Origin of the sequence: Nonomuraea sp. NPDC050478, assembly GCF_044458265.1 — a bacterium.
Lineage (GTDB): Bacteria > Actinomycetota > Actinomycetes > Streptosporangiales > Streptosporangiaceae > Nonomuraea > Nonomuraea ferruginea.
In genome coordinates this window covers 500,995-514,793 of sequence record NZ_JBITHT010000006.1, presented here as the reverse complement: position 1 = coordinate 514,793, position 13,799 = coordinate 500,995, and the positions used below count along the sequence as shown (strand labels likewise).

Here is a 13,799-nt window from a genome sequence, read left to right as displayed (position 1 = left end):
CGATTCGCCGCCTCATGGAGGAGATCATGACGTCCACCGACTGGCCGGTCTACACGCCGTGGGCCCGCGAACACTACGGCCGCGGCCTCCAGGAGGGTGTGGCCGAAGGGAAAGCCGAAGGGAAGGCCGAAGAGGCTGCCAAGTCGGTGCTGCTCGTGCTGGACGCGCGGGGCTTCGAGGTTCCCGACGACACTCGTGCGCGGATCACCTCCTGTACGGACCTGGCTCAGCTTCATTCCTGGCTCGTCCTCGCGGCCACCGCCCAGACCCTCCAGGGCATGTTCGGCGACTGAACCGGCGGGTCAGCGGTAGGCCGAGGCCTGGAGGGTGTAGAGCTCGGCGTAGAGGCCGTCGAGAGTCATGAGGGTCTCGTGGTCGCCCTGTTCGGTGACCTGGCCGTGGCGGAGGACGTAGATGCGGTCGGCGTAGCGGACGCTGGCCAGGCGGTGGGTGATGAGCAGGACCGTGCGGCCGTCGGAGTGGTGGCGGATGCGCTCGAAGAGCGCGTGTTCGGCGCGGGCGTCCAGGGCGGCGGTCGGCTCGTCGCAGATGAGCAGCTGGGCGTCGCGGTGGAAGCCGCGGGCGACCGCGATGCGCTGCCACTGGCCGCCCGACAGCTCGTGGCCGTCCTTGAAGCGGCGGTCGAGGAGGGTGCGGTAGCCGTGGGGCAGCTCGGCGATCACCTCGTCGGCCCCGGCCACCGCGGCCGCCGCGTGCAGGGCCGGCTCGCCCTTGCCGGTGCCCATGGTGATGTTGTAGCGGGCGTTGAGGGGCCAGCGGGTGTGGTCCTGGGCGATGACGGCGGTGCGCAGGCGCAGGTCCTCCGGGCTGACGAGGCGCAGGTCGACGTCGTCCCACAGGACGCTGCCCGTGTCGGGCTCGTACAGCCCTGAGAGGATCTTGGCGAGGGTGGTCTTGCCGGAGCCGTTCTCGCCGACGAAGGCGATGACCTCGCCCCGCTTGATCTCCACGCTGACGCCGCGCAGCGCGGGCTCGTCGGAGCCGGGGTAGGTGAAGGTCAGGTCGCGGGCGCTGATCCGTTCGAAGCGCTCGGGGGCGGGGGAGCGGCTCGGGTCGGGCTGGCGCCGCTCGGCGTCGGCGCAGAACTCCACGAAGTCGGTGAAGTAGAGGCCCTCCTCGTAGAGCCGGTTGGTGGCGTACATGAGGTTGGCCAGCGACTGGGAGCCGGAGCGGATGGCGAGCACGGCGGTGCCGGCGACGGCGAGCGGGATGGCGCCGAGGGCCAGCAGGATGCCGAGCGCGACGTAGACCAGGCCGCTGCCGAGCCCGCCGAGCGCCTCGCCGACCAGCTTGGCGACGGTCTGCCGCCTGGCCAGCCGGAGCATCACCTCCTGCTCCGCCCTGGCGACCGCGTCGTACATGCGCAGCAGGAAACCGCGCATGGTGAACGAGCGGACCTCGGCGGCAGGGTCGCGCTCGGCCAGCAGGTCGGCGGTGATCCACTTGCGGCGGATGACCGGGATCAGCGCGAACATGGTCGTGTAGCGCATCCTGGCGCTGCGCACCGCGGCCCACGCGTCGGGCAGCACCGCGAGCAGCAGCAGCGGCAGCAGCACCGGATGGAGGACGCCGAGCACGCCGGCCACGGCGGCGATGCCCACGGCGGCGGTCACCACGTCGATGGCCGAGGTCACCACCGTGTCGGCCACCGACACGCCGCGCAGCCTGGCCCGCTGGAGCGAGTCGTGGAACGCCGGGTCGTCGTAGGAGACCAGCTCCACGCGGCTGGTCAGGCCGTAGAGGCGCTCCTCCGTCAGCCGGGCGACCTGGGGGGTGAGCCGGGCCTGCGCCCAGCCGGCGCCCGCCGTGACGGCGGTGCGCAGCGCGGCGGCGGTGGCGACCAGGATCAGGCTGGGCAGCGCCGCCCGCACCCGCTCGGGCGTGGGCCCCTCGCTGAACAGGGCGTTGAGCACGCCCGTGGTCGCCAGCAGCCCGAACGCGGTGAAGACGCCGCCCAGCAGGTTGAGCGAGACGGTGGCCAGGGTGTCGCGGGGGCTGGCCCGCCAGGCCATGCCCATCGCCTGGCGGATGAGGGAGGGGAGGCGCCGGGCGATGGTCAGGAACCCCACCTCGGCCATCTTGTCGGTGTGCGCGTGCCAGTCGGAGAGGGATATCTCGCCCAGTTCGAGGGGCTCGTCGGCCATACCTGGTGTTGTTCCCGCCCGCACCGGCGAATCCGCATGCGATGTTCCTTCGCGTTGCCGGGGGAGTATGCCGACCTGTTATCCGCACGTCCTTGACGCATCAGCGGGCGAGATGGGTTGATGGCCCTACTGACAACGTTGTCAACTCACCGAAGTTCGGGGGCTTCTCGAAGGGATGGTGTGCGATGAGACGACGGTGGATGGCAGCCGCCGCGATCACTTTTGCGAGCGTGCTGGGCCTTTCCGCCTGCGGCGGCGGCGGTGGTGACACGGCCGGCGGCCAGCCGAGCGGCGGGAAGCAGCAGGTCGAGGTCTTCTCGTGGTGGACCGGCCCCGGCGAGGCCGACGGCCTGCAGGCCATGCGGCAGATCTTCGAGCAGCAGAATCCCGGCCAGACGTTCTTCGACGCCGCCGTGGCGGGCGGCTCGGGCGACAAGGCCAAGGCGCTGCTCGCCTCCAAGCTGCAGGCCGACACCCCGCCGGACACGTTCCAGGGACACGCGGGCGCCGAGCTGCAGGGCTACATCAAGGCGGGCGACCTGGAGGAGCTGAACTTCCTCTACGACGAGCTGAAGCTGCAGGACGTCTTCCCCTCCCAGCTCATCGAGCAGATCAGCGTGGACGGCAAGATCTACTCGGTGCCGGTCAACATCCACAGGTCGAACGTCCTGTGGTTCAACCCGGCCGTCCTCAAGGAGGCCGGCGTGGCCGGCGCGCCGAAGAGCATCGAGGAGTTCCTCACGGCCCTGGAGAAGGTCAAGGCCACTGGCAAGATCCCGCTGTCGATCGGCTCCGAGTGGACCGCGGTCCACCTGCTGGAGAGCGTGCTGCTCGGCTCGCTCGGCACCGACGCCTACAACGCCCTGTTCCTGCCGGGCGCCGACTGGAACAGCGCCGGGGTGACCAAGGCGCTGGAGGACTTCAAGAAGATCATGTCGTACGCGGGAGACCCGCAGGACGACTGGCAGCCCGCCGCCAAGCAGGTGGCCGACGGCGAGGCCGCGTTCAACGTCATGGGCGACTGGGCGTACGGCTACTTCCACAACCCGCCGGAGGGCGGCCTCGGCAAGACGTCGAAGACCGACTTCGACTGGGCGCCCTCTCCCGGCACCGAGGGCACGTACCTGTGGCTGTCGGACAGCTTCACGCTCCCCAAGGGCGCCAAGAACCGTGACGGCGCCGTCGCGTGGCTGAAGGTCGCCGCCAGCAAGGAGGGCCAGGACGCGTTCAACCCGAAGAAGGGCTCCATCCCCGCCCGCAAGGACGCCGACCAGGCGCTCTACACCGACTATCTGGCGGACGCGCTGAAGGACTGGTCGGCCGACAAGCTCGCCGGCTCCATCCAGCACGGCGTCGCGGTCAACCAGCCGTGGCTGGCCGAGATCAACACGCAGGTCGGCCTGTTCCTCGGCACGCAGGACGTGGCCGCGCTGCAGAAGGGCCTGGCGGACGCCGCGGCGGCGAACGCCCAGTAGGACGACGGCACGGCAGGCGCGGCACGCGCCTGCCGTGCCTTTTCACGGAGGGAGTGGTCGGTGAGACGAGTGCGCGCCTGGCTCCCGGGGCTGCTCCTCGTCGCGCCGTCGATCGTGGCGATCGGCGTGTTCGTGTACGGCATGCTGGGGTGGAACTTCCAGCTGGCCATGACGGACAAGCACGACGAGGTGTCCGAGGGGGAGTTCGTCGGGCTGACGAACTTCATCGGCATCTGGGACGAGGCCCGATGGCATCTGTCGGTCAACCACGCGATCATGTTCACGGTCGTGTTCGTGGCCGGGGCGCTGGTGCTCGGGTGGTTCCTGGCGTTCCTGATGGAGAAGGGCGTCCGCGGCGAGGGCACGTTCCGGGCGATCTACCTGTTCCCGATGGCCGTGTCGTTCGTCGCCACCGGCATCGTGTGGCGGTGGCTGATGAACTCGGGCCAGGACGAGCGGGCGGTCGGGCTGAACCGGATGTTCGACTGGCTCGGGCTGCCGCAGTGGCAGTGGTTCCGGGACCCGGACTGGGGGATGGCGGCCATGGCCATCCCTGCGATCTGGCAGATGTCCGGATATGTCATGGCGTTATTTCTGGCGGGGTTCCGCGGCGTCCCCGAGGAGCTGCGGGAGGCGGCGCGGGTGGACGGCTGCACCGAGTGGGGCGTCTACCGGCACGTGGTGCTGCCCCTGCTGCGCCCGGTCACCCTGTCGGCGCTGATCATCCTCGGGCACATCTCGCTCAAGGTGTTCGACCTGATCGTGGCGGTCTCCGGCAAGCAGGTCATCACCGATGTACCGGCGGTGTTCATGTGGGTGGCGGTCTTCGACTCCCACGATCCGGCCAAGGGGGCGACCATCGCCTCCTACATCGTGCTCAGCGTGGCCGTCTTCGTGATCCCGTACCTGATCTGGTCCGTACGTAAGGAGAGGCGGCCATGACGGCGGTCGCGGTGGCGGGACGCAGGCGCCGGGCCTTCTCGCTCGCGAAGCTGGCGGTCCTGATCGCGTTCGTGGTGATCTTCCTGATCCCCATCTACGTGCTGCTGGTCACCAGCTTCAAGCCGCTCACCGAAGCGGACCCCGGCCAGGCGTGGAACCTGCCGCAGACGTGGACGTTCGAGGCGTGGCGGGTGGCGTGGGAGAAGCTCGCGCCCGGCCTGTGGAACAGCGTGCTGCTCGCCGTGCCCGGCTCGATCCTGTCGTGCGCGCTCGGCTCGATGAACGGGTACGTGCTCTCCAAGTGGCGCTTCCCCGGCGCGGACGTGCTGTTCACGCTGTTCCTGTTCGGCATGTTCATCCCGTACCAGGGTGTGATGATCCCGCTGGTGCAGCTGCTCGTCGGGCTGAACGAGCTGACCGGGATGCAGGGCGTCTGGTACGGCGGCATCCCCGGGCTGGTGCTGGCCCACGTGGTGTACGGGATCCCGATCTCCACGCTGATCTTCCGCAACTACTACGTGACGATCCCGGACGAGCTGATCGAGGCGTCGCGGGTGGACGGGGCGGGGATGCTGCGCACGTACTGGTCGGTCGTCCTGCCGGTGTCGGGGCCGGCCATCGCGGTGGTGATCATCTGGCAGTTCACCTCGCTGTGGAACGACTTCCTGTTCGCCGTCTTCCTCACCGGCCCGCAGAGCTGGCCGGCCACGGTGATGCTGAACAACATCGCCGGAGCCCAGGCCACCCCCTACAGCCAGCAGATGGCCGCGGCCATCCTGGCGTCGATCCCGACCATGCTCATCTACGTGCTGCTCGGCCGGTTCTTCATGCGCGGCCTGATGGCCGGCGCGCTGAAAGGGTGACAGCGGGGTTGGCGCAGTGCGCCGGCGGCTCACCGCGGACGTACCTGGCCACGTCGGCGGCCACGATGGAGGCGGCCTTCATGGCCGTCTCCTTGCTGGCGCCGGCCAGGTGCGGGGTCATCACCAGGTTCGGCGCGGCGAGCAGCCGGGAGCCGGGCGGGATCGGCTCCTCGGGGAAGACGTCCACGCCGGCGCCGAACAGGTGGCCCGACTCCAGCGCGTCGCAGAGCGCGTCGTAGTCGAGCAGCGCGCCGCGCGCGCAGTTGACCAGCACCGAGCCGCGCGGCATCAGCGCGAGCTGCTCGGCGCCGATCATGCCGGTGGTCTCGGGCGTGGCCCGCGCGTGCAGCGACACGAACCGGGAGCGGCGCAGCAGCTCGTCCAGCTCCACCTGTCCGGGCACGTCCACGTACGGGTCGTACACGAGCACCTCGGCCCCGAAGCCCTCCACCATGCGGGCCACCCGGCGGCCGATCGCGCCGTAGCCGACCAGGCCGACCGTGCTGCCCTCCAGCTCCGGGCCGACCCTGTCGTAGGTGTAGTAGTCGCCGCGCCAGACGCCCCCGGCCAGGTCGCCGTGCGTCTGCGGGATCCGGCGGGTGGCGGCGAGCAGCAGCGCCATCGTGTGCTCCGCGGTGGCCACCGCGTTGCGCCCGGGGGCGAAGGTGACCGCCACGCCGGCCTCGGTGGCGGCCTCCAGGTTGGCGTTCACCGGGCCGCCCCGGCTGACGCAGAACAGCCGCAGGTCGGGGCAGGCGTCGAGGACGCGCCTGGTGAGCGGGGCCATCTGGGTCACGCACACCTCCACGCCCCGCAGCGCGGCGATCAGCTCGTCCTCCACGTCCGACGCCTCGTCGACCTCGCCCACGGGGCCGAACGGGACGACCGGCCACGGCAGGGTGAGCTCGCTGATCGCCAGGCCACCGGCGACCTCGCGGCGCAGCGCGCCGGCCAGCAGGTCGTTCCGGACGAAGTGGTCGCCGGCGGCAAGCACTCGGATGGTCAACGAACGGCTCCAATCGGGGTGTTGTACTGCAGGATCGCGGCCCGGGGCGCGTCGTCGCGCAGGCGCAGCTCGGTGAGGGCGCAGTTGTCCAGGCGCGGGAACAGCCGCCGGTACTCGCCGAGCGGCACGCCGACGAGGCGGCACAGGGCGATCCTGATGGCGGTGGTGTGCGCGACCACGAGCACCCGCCCGTCCGGGTCGGCGGCGGCGATGTCGCGCAGCGCGGCCGTGAACCGGTCCGCGGCGGCGGCCGGGTCCTCGCCGCCGGGCAGCGGGTTCGCGCCGGGGTCGGCCTCGAAGGCGGCGCGGGCCTCGGGGAAGCGCGCGCGCATCTCGCGCGCGGTCAGGCCCTCGGCCTGGCCGAAGTCCAGCTCCCGCAGCCGCTCGTCCACCCGCAGCCGCACCCCGGCCGCCTCGGCGCTGGCACCGGCGGTGATCTGGGCCCGGCTCAGCGTGGACGCCCACACCGCGCTCAATCCCGCCCCGGCGGCCCATCCGGCTAGCTGCCGCGCCTGCTCGTGACCGCGCGGGGTCAGCTCCACGTCGCTGATCCCCGCGTAGCGGTTCTCGGCGTGCCAGACGGTCTCACCATGCCGCACCAGCACCAGCGTCGCGGCCCTTGCGTCGGTCACCACGTCCCCCTCATCCCGTTCTCAACGATCCCCACCAGCCCCGCAAACCGCGCCCCGCCCTCGTCCGGCGCCACTCGCGGCGGTTCCGCTCGCGGGGGTTGTGCCGCCTGTGAGGGCTGAGGCTCAGTCGCGGGCCGCACCCTTGCGGGCTGCACCCTTGCGGGCTGCACCCCTGCGGGCTGCGCCCCTGCGGTTGGCCGCGCGCCATGTGTGGGCTGCGGCTTGTCCACGGGGCGCGCCGCTCGCGGGGGTTGTGCCGCCTGTGAGGGCTGAGGCTCGGCCGCGGGCCGCACCCTTGCGGGCTGCGCCGCATGCGTTGGCCGCGCGCCCTGGGTGGGCCGCGTTGTGTGTGCGGGCGGGGTCATCGCTCGCTCCTTTGGCGGGCGTGGGCGGCGGCGGGGGTGGGGAGCCAGCCGCGCTCTTCCAGGGCGGTGACGAAGCGCAGGTACGGGTCGCGCAGGTCGGCGCCGGAGGGTTCGACGACCTCGCGGGTGCGGATCATGCGGGCGGCGGCGTCTGCGGCGCCGGCGGTTCCGGCCGTGTCGGTGGCTCCGGCTGCCAGGACGGCCATGCCGAGTGCCGGTTCGGCGTTCTCCCGGAGGGTCACCGGACGGCCGAGGACGTCGGCGCGGAGCTGGGTCCAGTACGCGCTGCGGGTGGCGCCGCCGGTGAGGATGATCTCGCCGTCCACGGGGGCGCCGAGCAGGTCGAGGTAGTCGAAGCAGAGCCGCTCGACGAACGCCGCGCCGAGCAGGATCGCGACATACCGCTCCACGTCGTCGGCGGGATCTCCGAGCGTGAAACCCTCGGCGTCCGGCGCCGCGAACGGGAACCGCTCACCCCGCGAGACCAGCGGATACGTGATCGGCAGCCCTGCCGGATCCAGCGGGCCGCCGCCTCCGCCCCGGCCGGCAGGGTACGCGCCCACGGTGGTCCCGCGACCGTACGGACTGTCCACGTCCGAGGAGCCCCTGCGGCCGTACGCGCCGTCCACGGCTGCGGAGTCCCGGCGACCGTACGTGCCACCCGGGGAGTCCACGCGACCGTACGTGGCACCTGAGGAGCCCGAGCGGCCGTGCGTGAGACCTGTGGAGGTTGCGGGGGCGTAGCGGGTGGCGGCTTCCAGGGACAGGGCGTCGAGGTCGCGGCCAGGGAGGTCGCGGGAGAGGACGCCGGCGCCGGTGCTCGACGCGCCGCCCGGGAGCCAGGACCCGTCCGGGGCGCGGTGTGAGTAGACGACGCCGAGCGGGTCGCGCACCGGCTCACGGGTGACGCCCTTGAGCACGAGGGTGGTGCCCAGGACGGAGTTCCAGCTCCCGGGGGTCAGCGCGCCCGCGCCGAGCTGGGCGGCGCACCCGTCGGTGGTCCCCGCGATCACCGGGGTGCCCCGCGGGATGCCGGTGGCCCTGGCCGCCTCCGCGCAGACCTCGCCGACGCGGGTGCCGGGACGTACCACGGCGGGCAGCACGCCGGCGGGCACCCCGAGCGCGGACAGGACGTCGGACGGCCAGCGTTCGTCGATCAGGTCCACCCCGGTCTTGAGCGCGTTGCCCAGATCGGTCGCCACCTCGCGCCCGGCCAGCCGGCGGTTGACGAAGTCGCTCTGGTGGGCCAGGCGGGCCCCCGCCGGGGCGTCGCCGAGCAGCCACAGCAGCTTGGGCAGCGCCCAGTTGGCCTGCATGCGCCGGTAACCCAGCCGCTCCCAGACCGGCGCGCCCACCTCGTTCACCCGGTCCACGAACCCGGCGGCGCGCCTGTCGTCGTACATGAGCGCGGGCGTCAGCGGCGTCCCGTCCGGCGCGGTGAGCAGGATCGTCCCGGACGTGGCGTCGACCGCGACCCCCTCGATCCGCCCGGCGGGCACGTCGCGCAGCGCCTCGCGGGTGGCCGCGGCCAGCGCCTGCCACCACTCCTCGGGGTCCTGCTCGTGCCGGACGCCGTCGCGGCGGCTGGTCAGCGGGCGGACGGCCGCGCCGAGCACCCGCCCGCCGGCGTCCACGACCATCGCGCGCACGCTCTGGGTGCCGAGGTCGATCCCGATCCACGCGCTCATGACCTGCTCCGCATCTCGGCGAGCAGCGGCCAGGATCGGGCCGCGTGCTCGCGCAGGGTCAGGAAGTCCCGGTACGCGCTCGCGTACGGGCCGGGCTCGGGCTCCACGACGTCACCGAGCCGCACGTGACGGGCGGCGGCGTCCTGGATCGTCGCGGCGCCGGTGGCGGCGAGCCCGACGAGGAAGGCGCCCCTCGCGCCGACTTCGGCGTCGGCCGGGCGCAGCACAGGCAGCCCGGTGACGGCGGCGATGAGCCGCAGCCACAGCCCGCTCGCCGAGCCGCCGCCGCAGACCCGCAGCTCGCGCGGGGCGGCGCCGGTGGCGGCCAGGCAGTCCTGGACGACGAGCGTGAGCCCTTCCAGCACGGCGCGGGCGAGGTGCTCGCGGCCGTGCTCGACGGACATGCCGAGGAACGCGCCCCTGGCGTACGGGTCGGAGAACGGCGCCCGCTCACCGGCGGGGGAGAAGTAGGGCAGGAACGCCAGCCCGCGCGCCCCCGGTTCGCTCCGCTCGGCCAGCTCGCTCAGCTCGGCGGGCCGGTCCAGGCCGAGCATCCGGCAGGCCCACTGGATCACCTCGGTGCCGGCGAACGTGGGGAAGGCGCGCAGGTAGCCGCCCGGCGCCGCGATCGTGATGCCGACCGGGTCGCCGTCCAGGTCCGGCCGTTCGACCAGGGTCTCCACGCAGAGCGTGGTGCCGAGGATGCCGCACGCCTGCCCCGGGCTGACCGCGCCCGCGCCGAGCGCGGTCGTGACGATGTCGTACGGGGCCAGCACCACGGGCGTGCCCTCGGCCAGCCCGAGCCGCTCCGCCGCCCGCTTCGACAGCCCGGCCGTGCGCCGGTCGTCGTCGCGGATGCCGGGCAGCAGCCGCTCCGCCCATTCCAGCCCGAACAGCTCAAGCAGCTCGGGCGCGTAGCGGCGGGCGCGCAGGTCCATGAACGGGGCGGAGGCGTCGGACTCGTCGGCGGCGAGCTCGCCGGTCAGCCGCGCGAAGATCCAGCCGCCGCAGGTGAGTGCGGCGGCGGAGCGGGTCAGTCGTCCGGGGTCGTGCTCCTTCAGCCAGGCGAGGATCGCGTGCGGCAGCCCGGAGGCCGCCGACGAGCCGTTGACCCGGAAGGCCCGCGCGGCCAGCCCGGACCGGGTCCAGCCGTCGACGATCCCGGCCGCGCGGCCGTCGTTCCACAGGATGGCCGGGCCGGTGGGCTCGCCGGCGGAGTCGACCAGCCAGCAGCCGTCGCCCTGCGCGGTCAAGGCCACGAAGTCCACCGGCTCGCCGAGCGCGGCGGCCACCTCGCGCACGGTCGCCTCGACGGCGTCCCAGACCGCGGCCATGTCCTGCTCGGCGTGGCCGGGGACGGGCCTGGAGACGGCCGTGGGCCGCCTGGACACCGCGGACTCGGCGCCCCGGGCGTCGTAGCCGACGGCTTTGATCACCGTGGTGCCCGCGTCGACGCAGATGGCCGCCATCATGCCCTGCCGTGCGAGGTCCTCGACCGGCGCGAGACGGAGTCGACGACCACCGCCAGGAGCAGGACGGCCCCGGTGACCATGAAGCGGATGGAGGAGTCGAGGTTCAGCAGCGTCAGGCCGCTGGAGATCGACTGGATGACGATGATGCCGAGCAGCGCGCCGAACGCGGTGCCGCGCCCGCCGAACAGGCTCGTGCCGCCGATGACCGCCGCGGCGATGGCGTTGAGGTTGACGTCGCCGCCGCCGCTGCTCTGGTTGGCCGCCGCGAGCCGGGCCGCGGCGAGGATGCCGCCGACCGCCGCGAAGGAGGAGCAGAGCACGAACACCGAGGTGTAGATGGTCCTGACGTTGATGCCGGCGCGCCTGGCGGCCTCGACGTTGCCGCCGACCGCGTACACGGATCTGCCCCACCGCGTCCGCGAGAGCAGGTAGTGCATGACCAGCACCAGCGCGACGAAGAACACGAACATCCAGCCGACGCCGCGCGTCTGTCCCAGGTACCAGACCATGAACAGCAGCGCCACCAGCAGCGCGGCGCTCCGCACCACCAGCGCCGAGGTGCTCTTCGACGACAGCCCGGCCTTGCGCCGCTCCCTGGCGTGCAGGTAGCCGCTCGCGAACAGCCACCCGGCCGCGACCACCGCCAGCGTGTACGACAGCCAGGCGGGCACGAAGGCGAGCTGGGCGAAGTTCACCAGCCCCGAGTCGAACGGCAGGTTGATCGCGCCCTTGGTGCCGAGCACGTACAGCTGCAGGCCGAGGAAGCCGAGCAGGCCCGCGAGCGTGATGACGAAGCTGGGCACGCCGAACCTGTTGAACAGCTGCGCGTACACCCAGCCGACGGCGGCGCCGATGATGACCGCGGCCGAGATCGCCACCCAGGCCGGCAGCCCCTGGTCCACGAAGAGCACCGCCAGCACCGCGCCCGACAGGCCGCTGACCGAGCCGACGGACAGGTCGATCTGGCCGACCAGCAGGACGCAGACGATGCCCAGCGCGATGACGCCGACCGCGGCCGACTCCATCGTCAGGTTCACCAGGTTCTGGCTGGACAGGAAGATCGGGTTGAGGATCTGCAGCACGCTCCAGATGACGATCAGCCCGACCACGACCGGGATCACGCCGAGGTCGCCGCCGCGCGCCCGCTCGACCACGTCGGTGAACGCGCCGCGCAGGCCCTCGCGCCGCTGCAGCCGCTCGTCCTGGTGGTCGACCGTGCCGCCCGTCGTGCTGTTCACCGTGTCCTTCATGACGGGAGCCCTTCCTGACGCCGGGACGCCCGCCGGGCCACCGCGTTGTCGGTGGCCCCGGTGATCGCGGCGATGATGTCTTCGGCGGAGACGTCGCCGACGTCGAAGACGCCGTTGTTGCGGCCGAGCCTGAGCACCGCGACCTTGTCGGCCACGGCCTTCACGTCGGCCATGTTGTGGCTGATCATGATCACCCCCAGGCCGTTCTCGCGCAGCCGCTCGACCAGGTTGAGCACCTCGGCCGTCTGGGCGACGCCCAGCGCGGCCGTCGGCTCGTCCAGGATGATGATCTTCGGGTCGCCGAGCAGCGACCTGGCGATCGCCACCGTCTGGCGCTGGCCCCCGGACAGCGCCGCCACCGGGACCCGCACGCTCGGGATCTTCGCGGAGAGCTGCCGGAGCAGCTCCCACGAACGCGTCTCCATCGCCACGTCGTTCAGGCGCAGCGGGCGGATCTCCTGGCCCAGGAACAGGTTCTGGATCACGTTGAGGTTCTCGCAGAGCGCCAGGTCCTGGAAGACGGTGGCGATGCCGAGCTTGTGCGCGGCCGCCGGGTTGGGGATGTCGACCTCACGGCCGGCGAACGTGATCGTCCCCGAGTCCGGCGGATGCACCCCTGAGAGGATCTTGACCAGCGTGGACTTGCCGGCGCCGTTGTCGCCGACCACCGCGACGACCTGGTGCGGGGCCACGTCGAGCTCGATGTCGGTGAGCGCGGCGACGGCCCCGAAGGTCTTGCTGATGCCGCGCAGGGACAGGACTGCGTCCGGCTTCTGTGTGGGCGACACGGGGACCCCTTACTTGATGTCGAGCGCGGCGCAGCCCTCGGCGTACTCGCCGGTGCACACCTCGGAGGCCTTCATGATGCCGCTGTCGAACAGCACCTCCTTGACGTTCTCCTTCGTCACGACCGTCGGGACGAAGAGCTCGGAGGGCGTGTCGTACAGGGAGTCCTTGCCCTCGGGCTTCTGGCCCTGCATGAACTGGTAGGCGACGTCGGCGGCGGCCTCGGCGACGATCTTGATCGGCTTGGAGATCGTGTTGTACTGGTCGCCCTTGATGATGCGCTGGGCGGCGGCGATCTCCGCGTCGTTGCCGGTGACCGGCGGCACGTCCTTGCCCGCAGCCTTGAAGGCGGCGATGGTGCCGCTGGCGGTGCCGTCGTTGGCCGCGACCACGCCGACGATGTCGTCGCCGAACTGGGTGATCTGGCCGCTGACCCAGGTCTGCGCCTTCTCCGGGCTCCACTCGGGCGTGTCGTACTCGGCCAGCAGCTTGAAGCCGCTGGGGTCGACGGCGCTGTGGATGCCCTTCTTGATCAGGCCGGCCGCGGCGTCCGTCGGGGAGCCGTTCACCTGGAGGATGCCGCCCTCGGCGTTCTCCGCCTTGAGGTGGTCGACCAGCGACTGGGCGATCAGCGAGCCGATCTTCTCGTTGTCGAACGAGATGTAGTAGTCGGCCGGAGTGGACGGGATCGGCCGGTCGTAGGCGATGATCGGCACCTGCTGCGCCTGCGCGGCGCGCACGATGGTGGCCGCCGCGGTGGAGTCGACGGGGTCGATCACGATCGCCTTGACGCCCTGGGCCAGCGCGGAGTTCGCCTGCTGCTGCTGCTTGGCGGCGTCGGAGTCGGCGTTCTGGTAGATGACGGAGCAGCTGGGGCAGAGCTCCTTCATCTTGGCCTCGAACAGCGGCTTGTCCTGCTGCTCGTACCGGGTGGAGGCGAGGTCGGGCATGAGGAACGCCACCTTGGCGTTCTCCGCGCCGCCCTCGGCGCCGCTGGTCGCCGCACCGTCGCCGCCGGTCGAGCCGCACGCGGCCAGCGCCGAAGTCGCGAGGACCGCCACGGCGGCGAAGGCGGACGTCCGCATCTTGATTCTCTTCACGGGTTCTTTCCTCACTCGCTACGTCCAGCGGACGATCTCGTATGCGTCGCGTCCC

12 protein-coding genes are annotated in these 13,799 nt (G+C 72.0%); 4 read left to right on the top strand and 8 right to left on the bottom strand.

Translation table 11 applies throughout. The features are described 5' to 3' along the window. Positions 1-26 precede the first annotated feature (26 nt). Positions 27-293 (top strand): hypothetical protein, encoded by a 267-nt coding sequence (locus ACIBF7_RS31525; RefSeq protein ID WP_397198777.1) that lies wholly within the window; start codon positions 27-29, stop codon positions 291-293. Positions 294-302: 9 nt separating this feature from the next. Here ACIBF7_RS31525 and ACIBF7_RS31520 read toward each other — a convergent pair whose 3' ends face one another. Next, positions 303-2,165, bottom strand: a complete 1,863-nt coding sequence (locus ACIBF7_RS31520; RefSeq protein ID WP_397198776.1) for an ABC transporter ATP-binding protein — start codon at positions 2,163-2,165, stop codon at positions 303-305. Between the two features lie 185 nt (positions 2,166-2,350). Here ACIBF7_RS31520 and ACIBF7_RS31515 point away from each other — a divergent pair, with 185 nt between their 5' ends. The 3 genes from ACIBF7_RS31515 to ACIBF7_RS31505 are packed head-to-tail and all read left to right on the top strand — an operon-like array spanning position 2,351 to position 5,445. After that, positions 2,351-3,640 carry an ABC transporter substrate-binding protein gene (locus ACIBF7_RS31515; RefSeq protein WP_148029546.1) on the top strand — a complete coding sequence of 430 codons (1,290 nt, stop codon included), beginning with the start codon at positions 2,351-2,353 and terminating at the stop codon, positions 3,638-3,640. Positions 3,641-3,700: 60 nt separating this feature from the next. After that, the gene (locus ACIBF7_RS31510; protein ID WP_148029547.1) at positions 3,701-4,582 is read left to right on the top strand and encodes a carbohydrate ABC transporter permease; all 882 of its coding nucleotides are present in this window, start codon (positions 3,701-3,703) and stop codon (positions 4,580-4,582) included. Further along, positions 4,579-5,445 (top strand): carbohydrate ABC transporter permease, encoded by an 867-nt coding sequence (locus ACIBF7_RS31505; protein WP_219543737.1) that lies wholly within the window; start codon positions 4,579-4,581, stop codon positions 5,443-5,445. Before ACIBF7_RS31510 ends, ACIBF7_RS31505 begins: the two co-directional genes overlap by 4 nt. Here ACIBF7_RS31505 and ACIBF7_RS31500 read toward each other — a convergent pair. The 7 genes from ACIBF7_RS31500 to ACIBF7_RS31470 all read right to left on the bottom strand — a co-directional run bounded on the left by ACIBF7_RS31500 (position 5,408) and on the right by ACIBF7_RS31470 (position 13,744). After that, entirely contained in the window at positions 5,408-6,445 is a 1,038-nt protein-coding gene (locus tag ACIBF7_RS31500) for a 2-hydroxyacid dehydrogenase (RefSeq protein ID WP_397198850.1), read from the bottom strand. The genes ACIBF7_RS31505 and ACIBF7_RS31500 overlap by 38 nt on opposite strands. A gap of 2 nt (positions 6,446-6,447) precedes the next feature. Continuing rightward, positions 6,448-7,083 (bottom strand): histidine phosphatase family protein, encoded by a 636-nt coding sequence (locus tag ACIBF7_RS31495; protein WP_397198775.1) that lies wholly within the window; start codon positions 7,081-7,083, stop codon positions 6,448-6,450. A 361-nt stretch (positions 7,084-7,444) separates the two neighbouring features. Further along, positions 7,445-9,136: an FGGY-family carbohydrate kinase gene (locus ACIBF7_RS31490; protein ID WP_397198774.1), complete on the bottom strand. Its 1,692-nt coding sequence runs from the start codon at positions 9,134-9,136 to the stop codon at positions 7,445-7,447. Beyond that, on the bottom strand, positions 9,133-10,608 hold the full coding sequence (locus ACIBF7_RS31485) for an FGGY-family carbohydrate kinase (protein WP_364231091.1): 1,476 nt from the start codon (positions 10,606-10,608) through the stop codon (positions 9,133-9,135). Before ACIBF7_RS31485 ends, ACIBF7_RS31490 begins: the two co-directional genes overlap by 4 nt. Continuing rightward, positions 10,605-11,858 (bottom strand): sugar ABC transporter permease, encoded by a 1,254-nt coding sequence (locus tag ACIBF7_RS31480; RefSeq protein WP_364231094.1) that lies wholly within the window; start codon positions 11,856-11,858, stop codon positions 10,605-10,607. The genes ACIBF7_RS31485 and ACIBF7_RS31480 overlap by 4 nt, the downstream gene beginning before the upstream one ends. After that, positions 11,855-12,646 (bottom strand): ATP-binding cassette domain-containing protein, encoded by a 792-nt coding sequence (locus ACIBF7_RS31475; RefSeq protein ID WP_148029552.1) that lies wholly within the window; start codon positions 12,644-12,646, stop codon positions 11,855-11,857. The genes ACIBF7_RS31480 and ACIBF7_RS31475 overlap by 4 nt, the downstream gene beginning before the upstream one ends. Positions 12,647-12,655: 9 nt before the next feature. Continuing rightward, positions 12,656-13,744 carry a sugar ABC transporter substrate-binding protein gene (locus tag ACIBF7_RS31470; RefSeq protein ID WP_364231096.1) on the bottom strand — a complete coding sequence of 363 codons (1,089 nt, stop codon included), beginning with the start codon at positions 13,742-13,744 and terminating at the stop codon, positions 12,656-12,658. Positions 13,745-13,799: the final 55 nt, after the last annotated feature.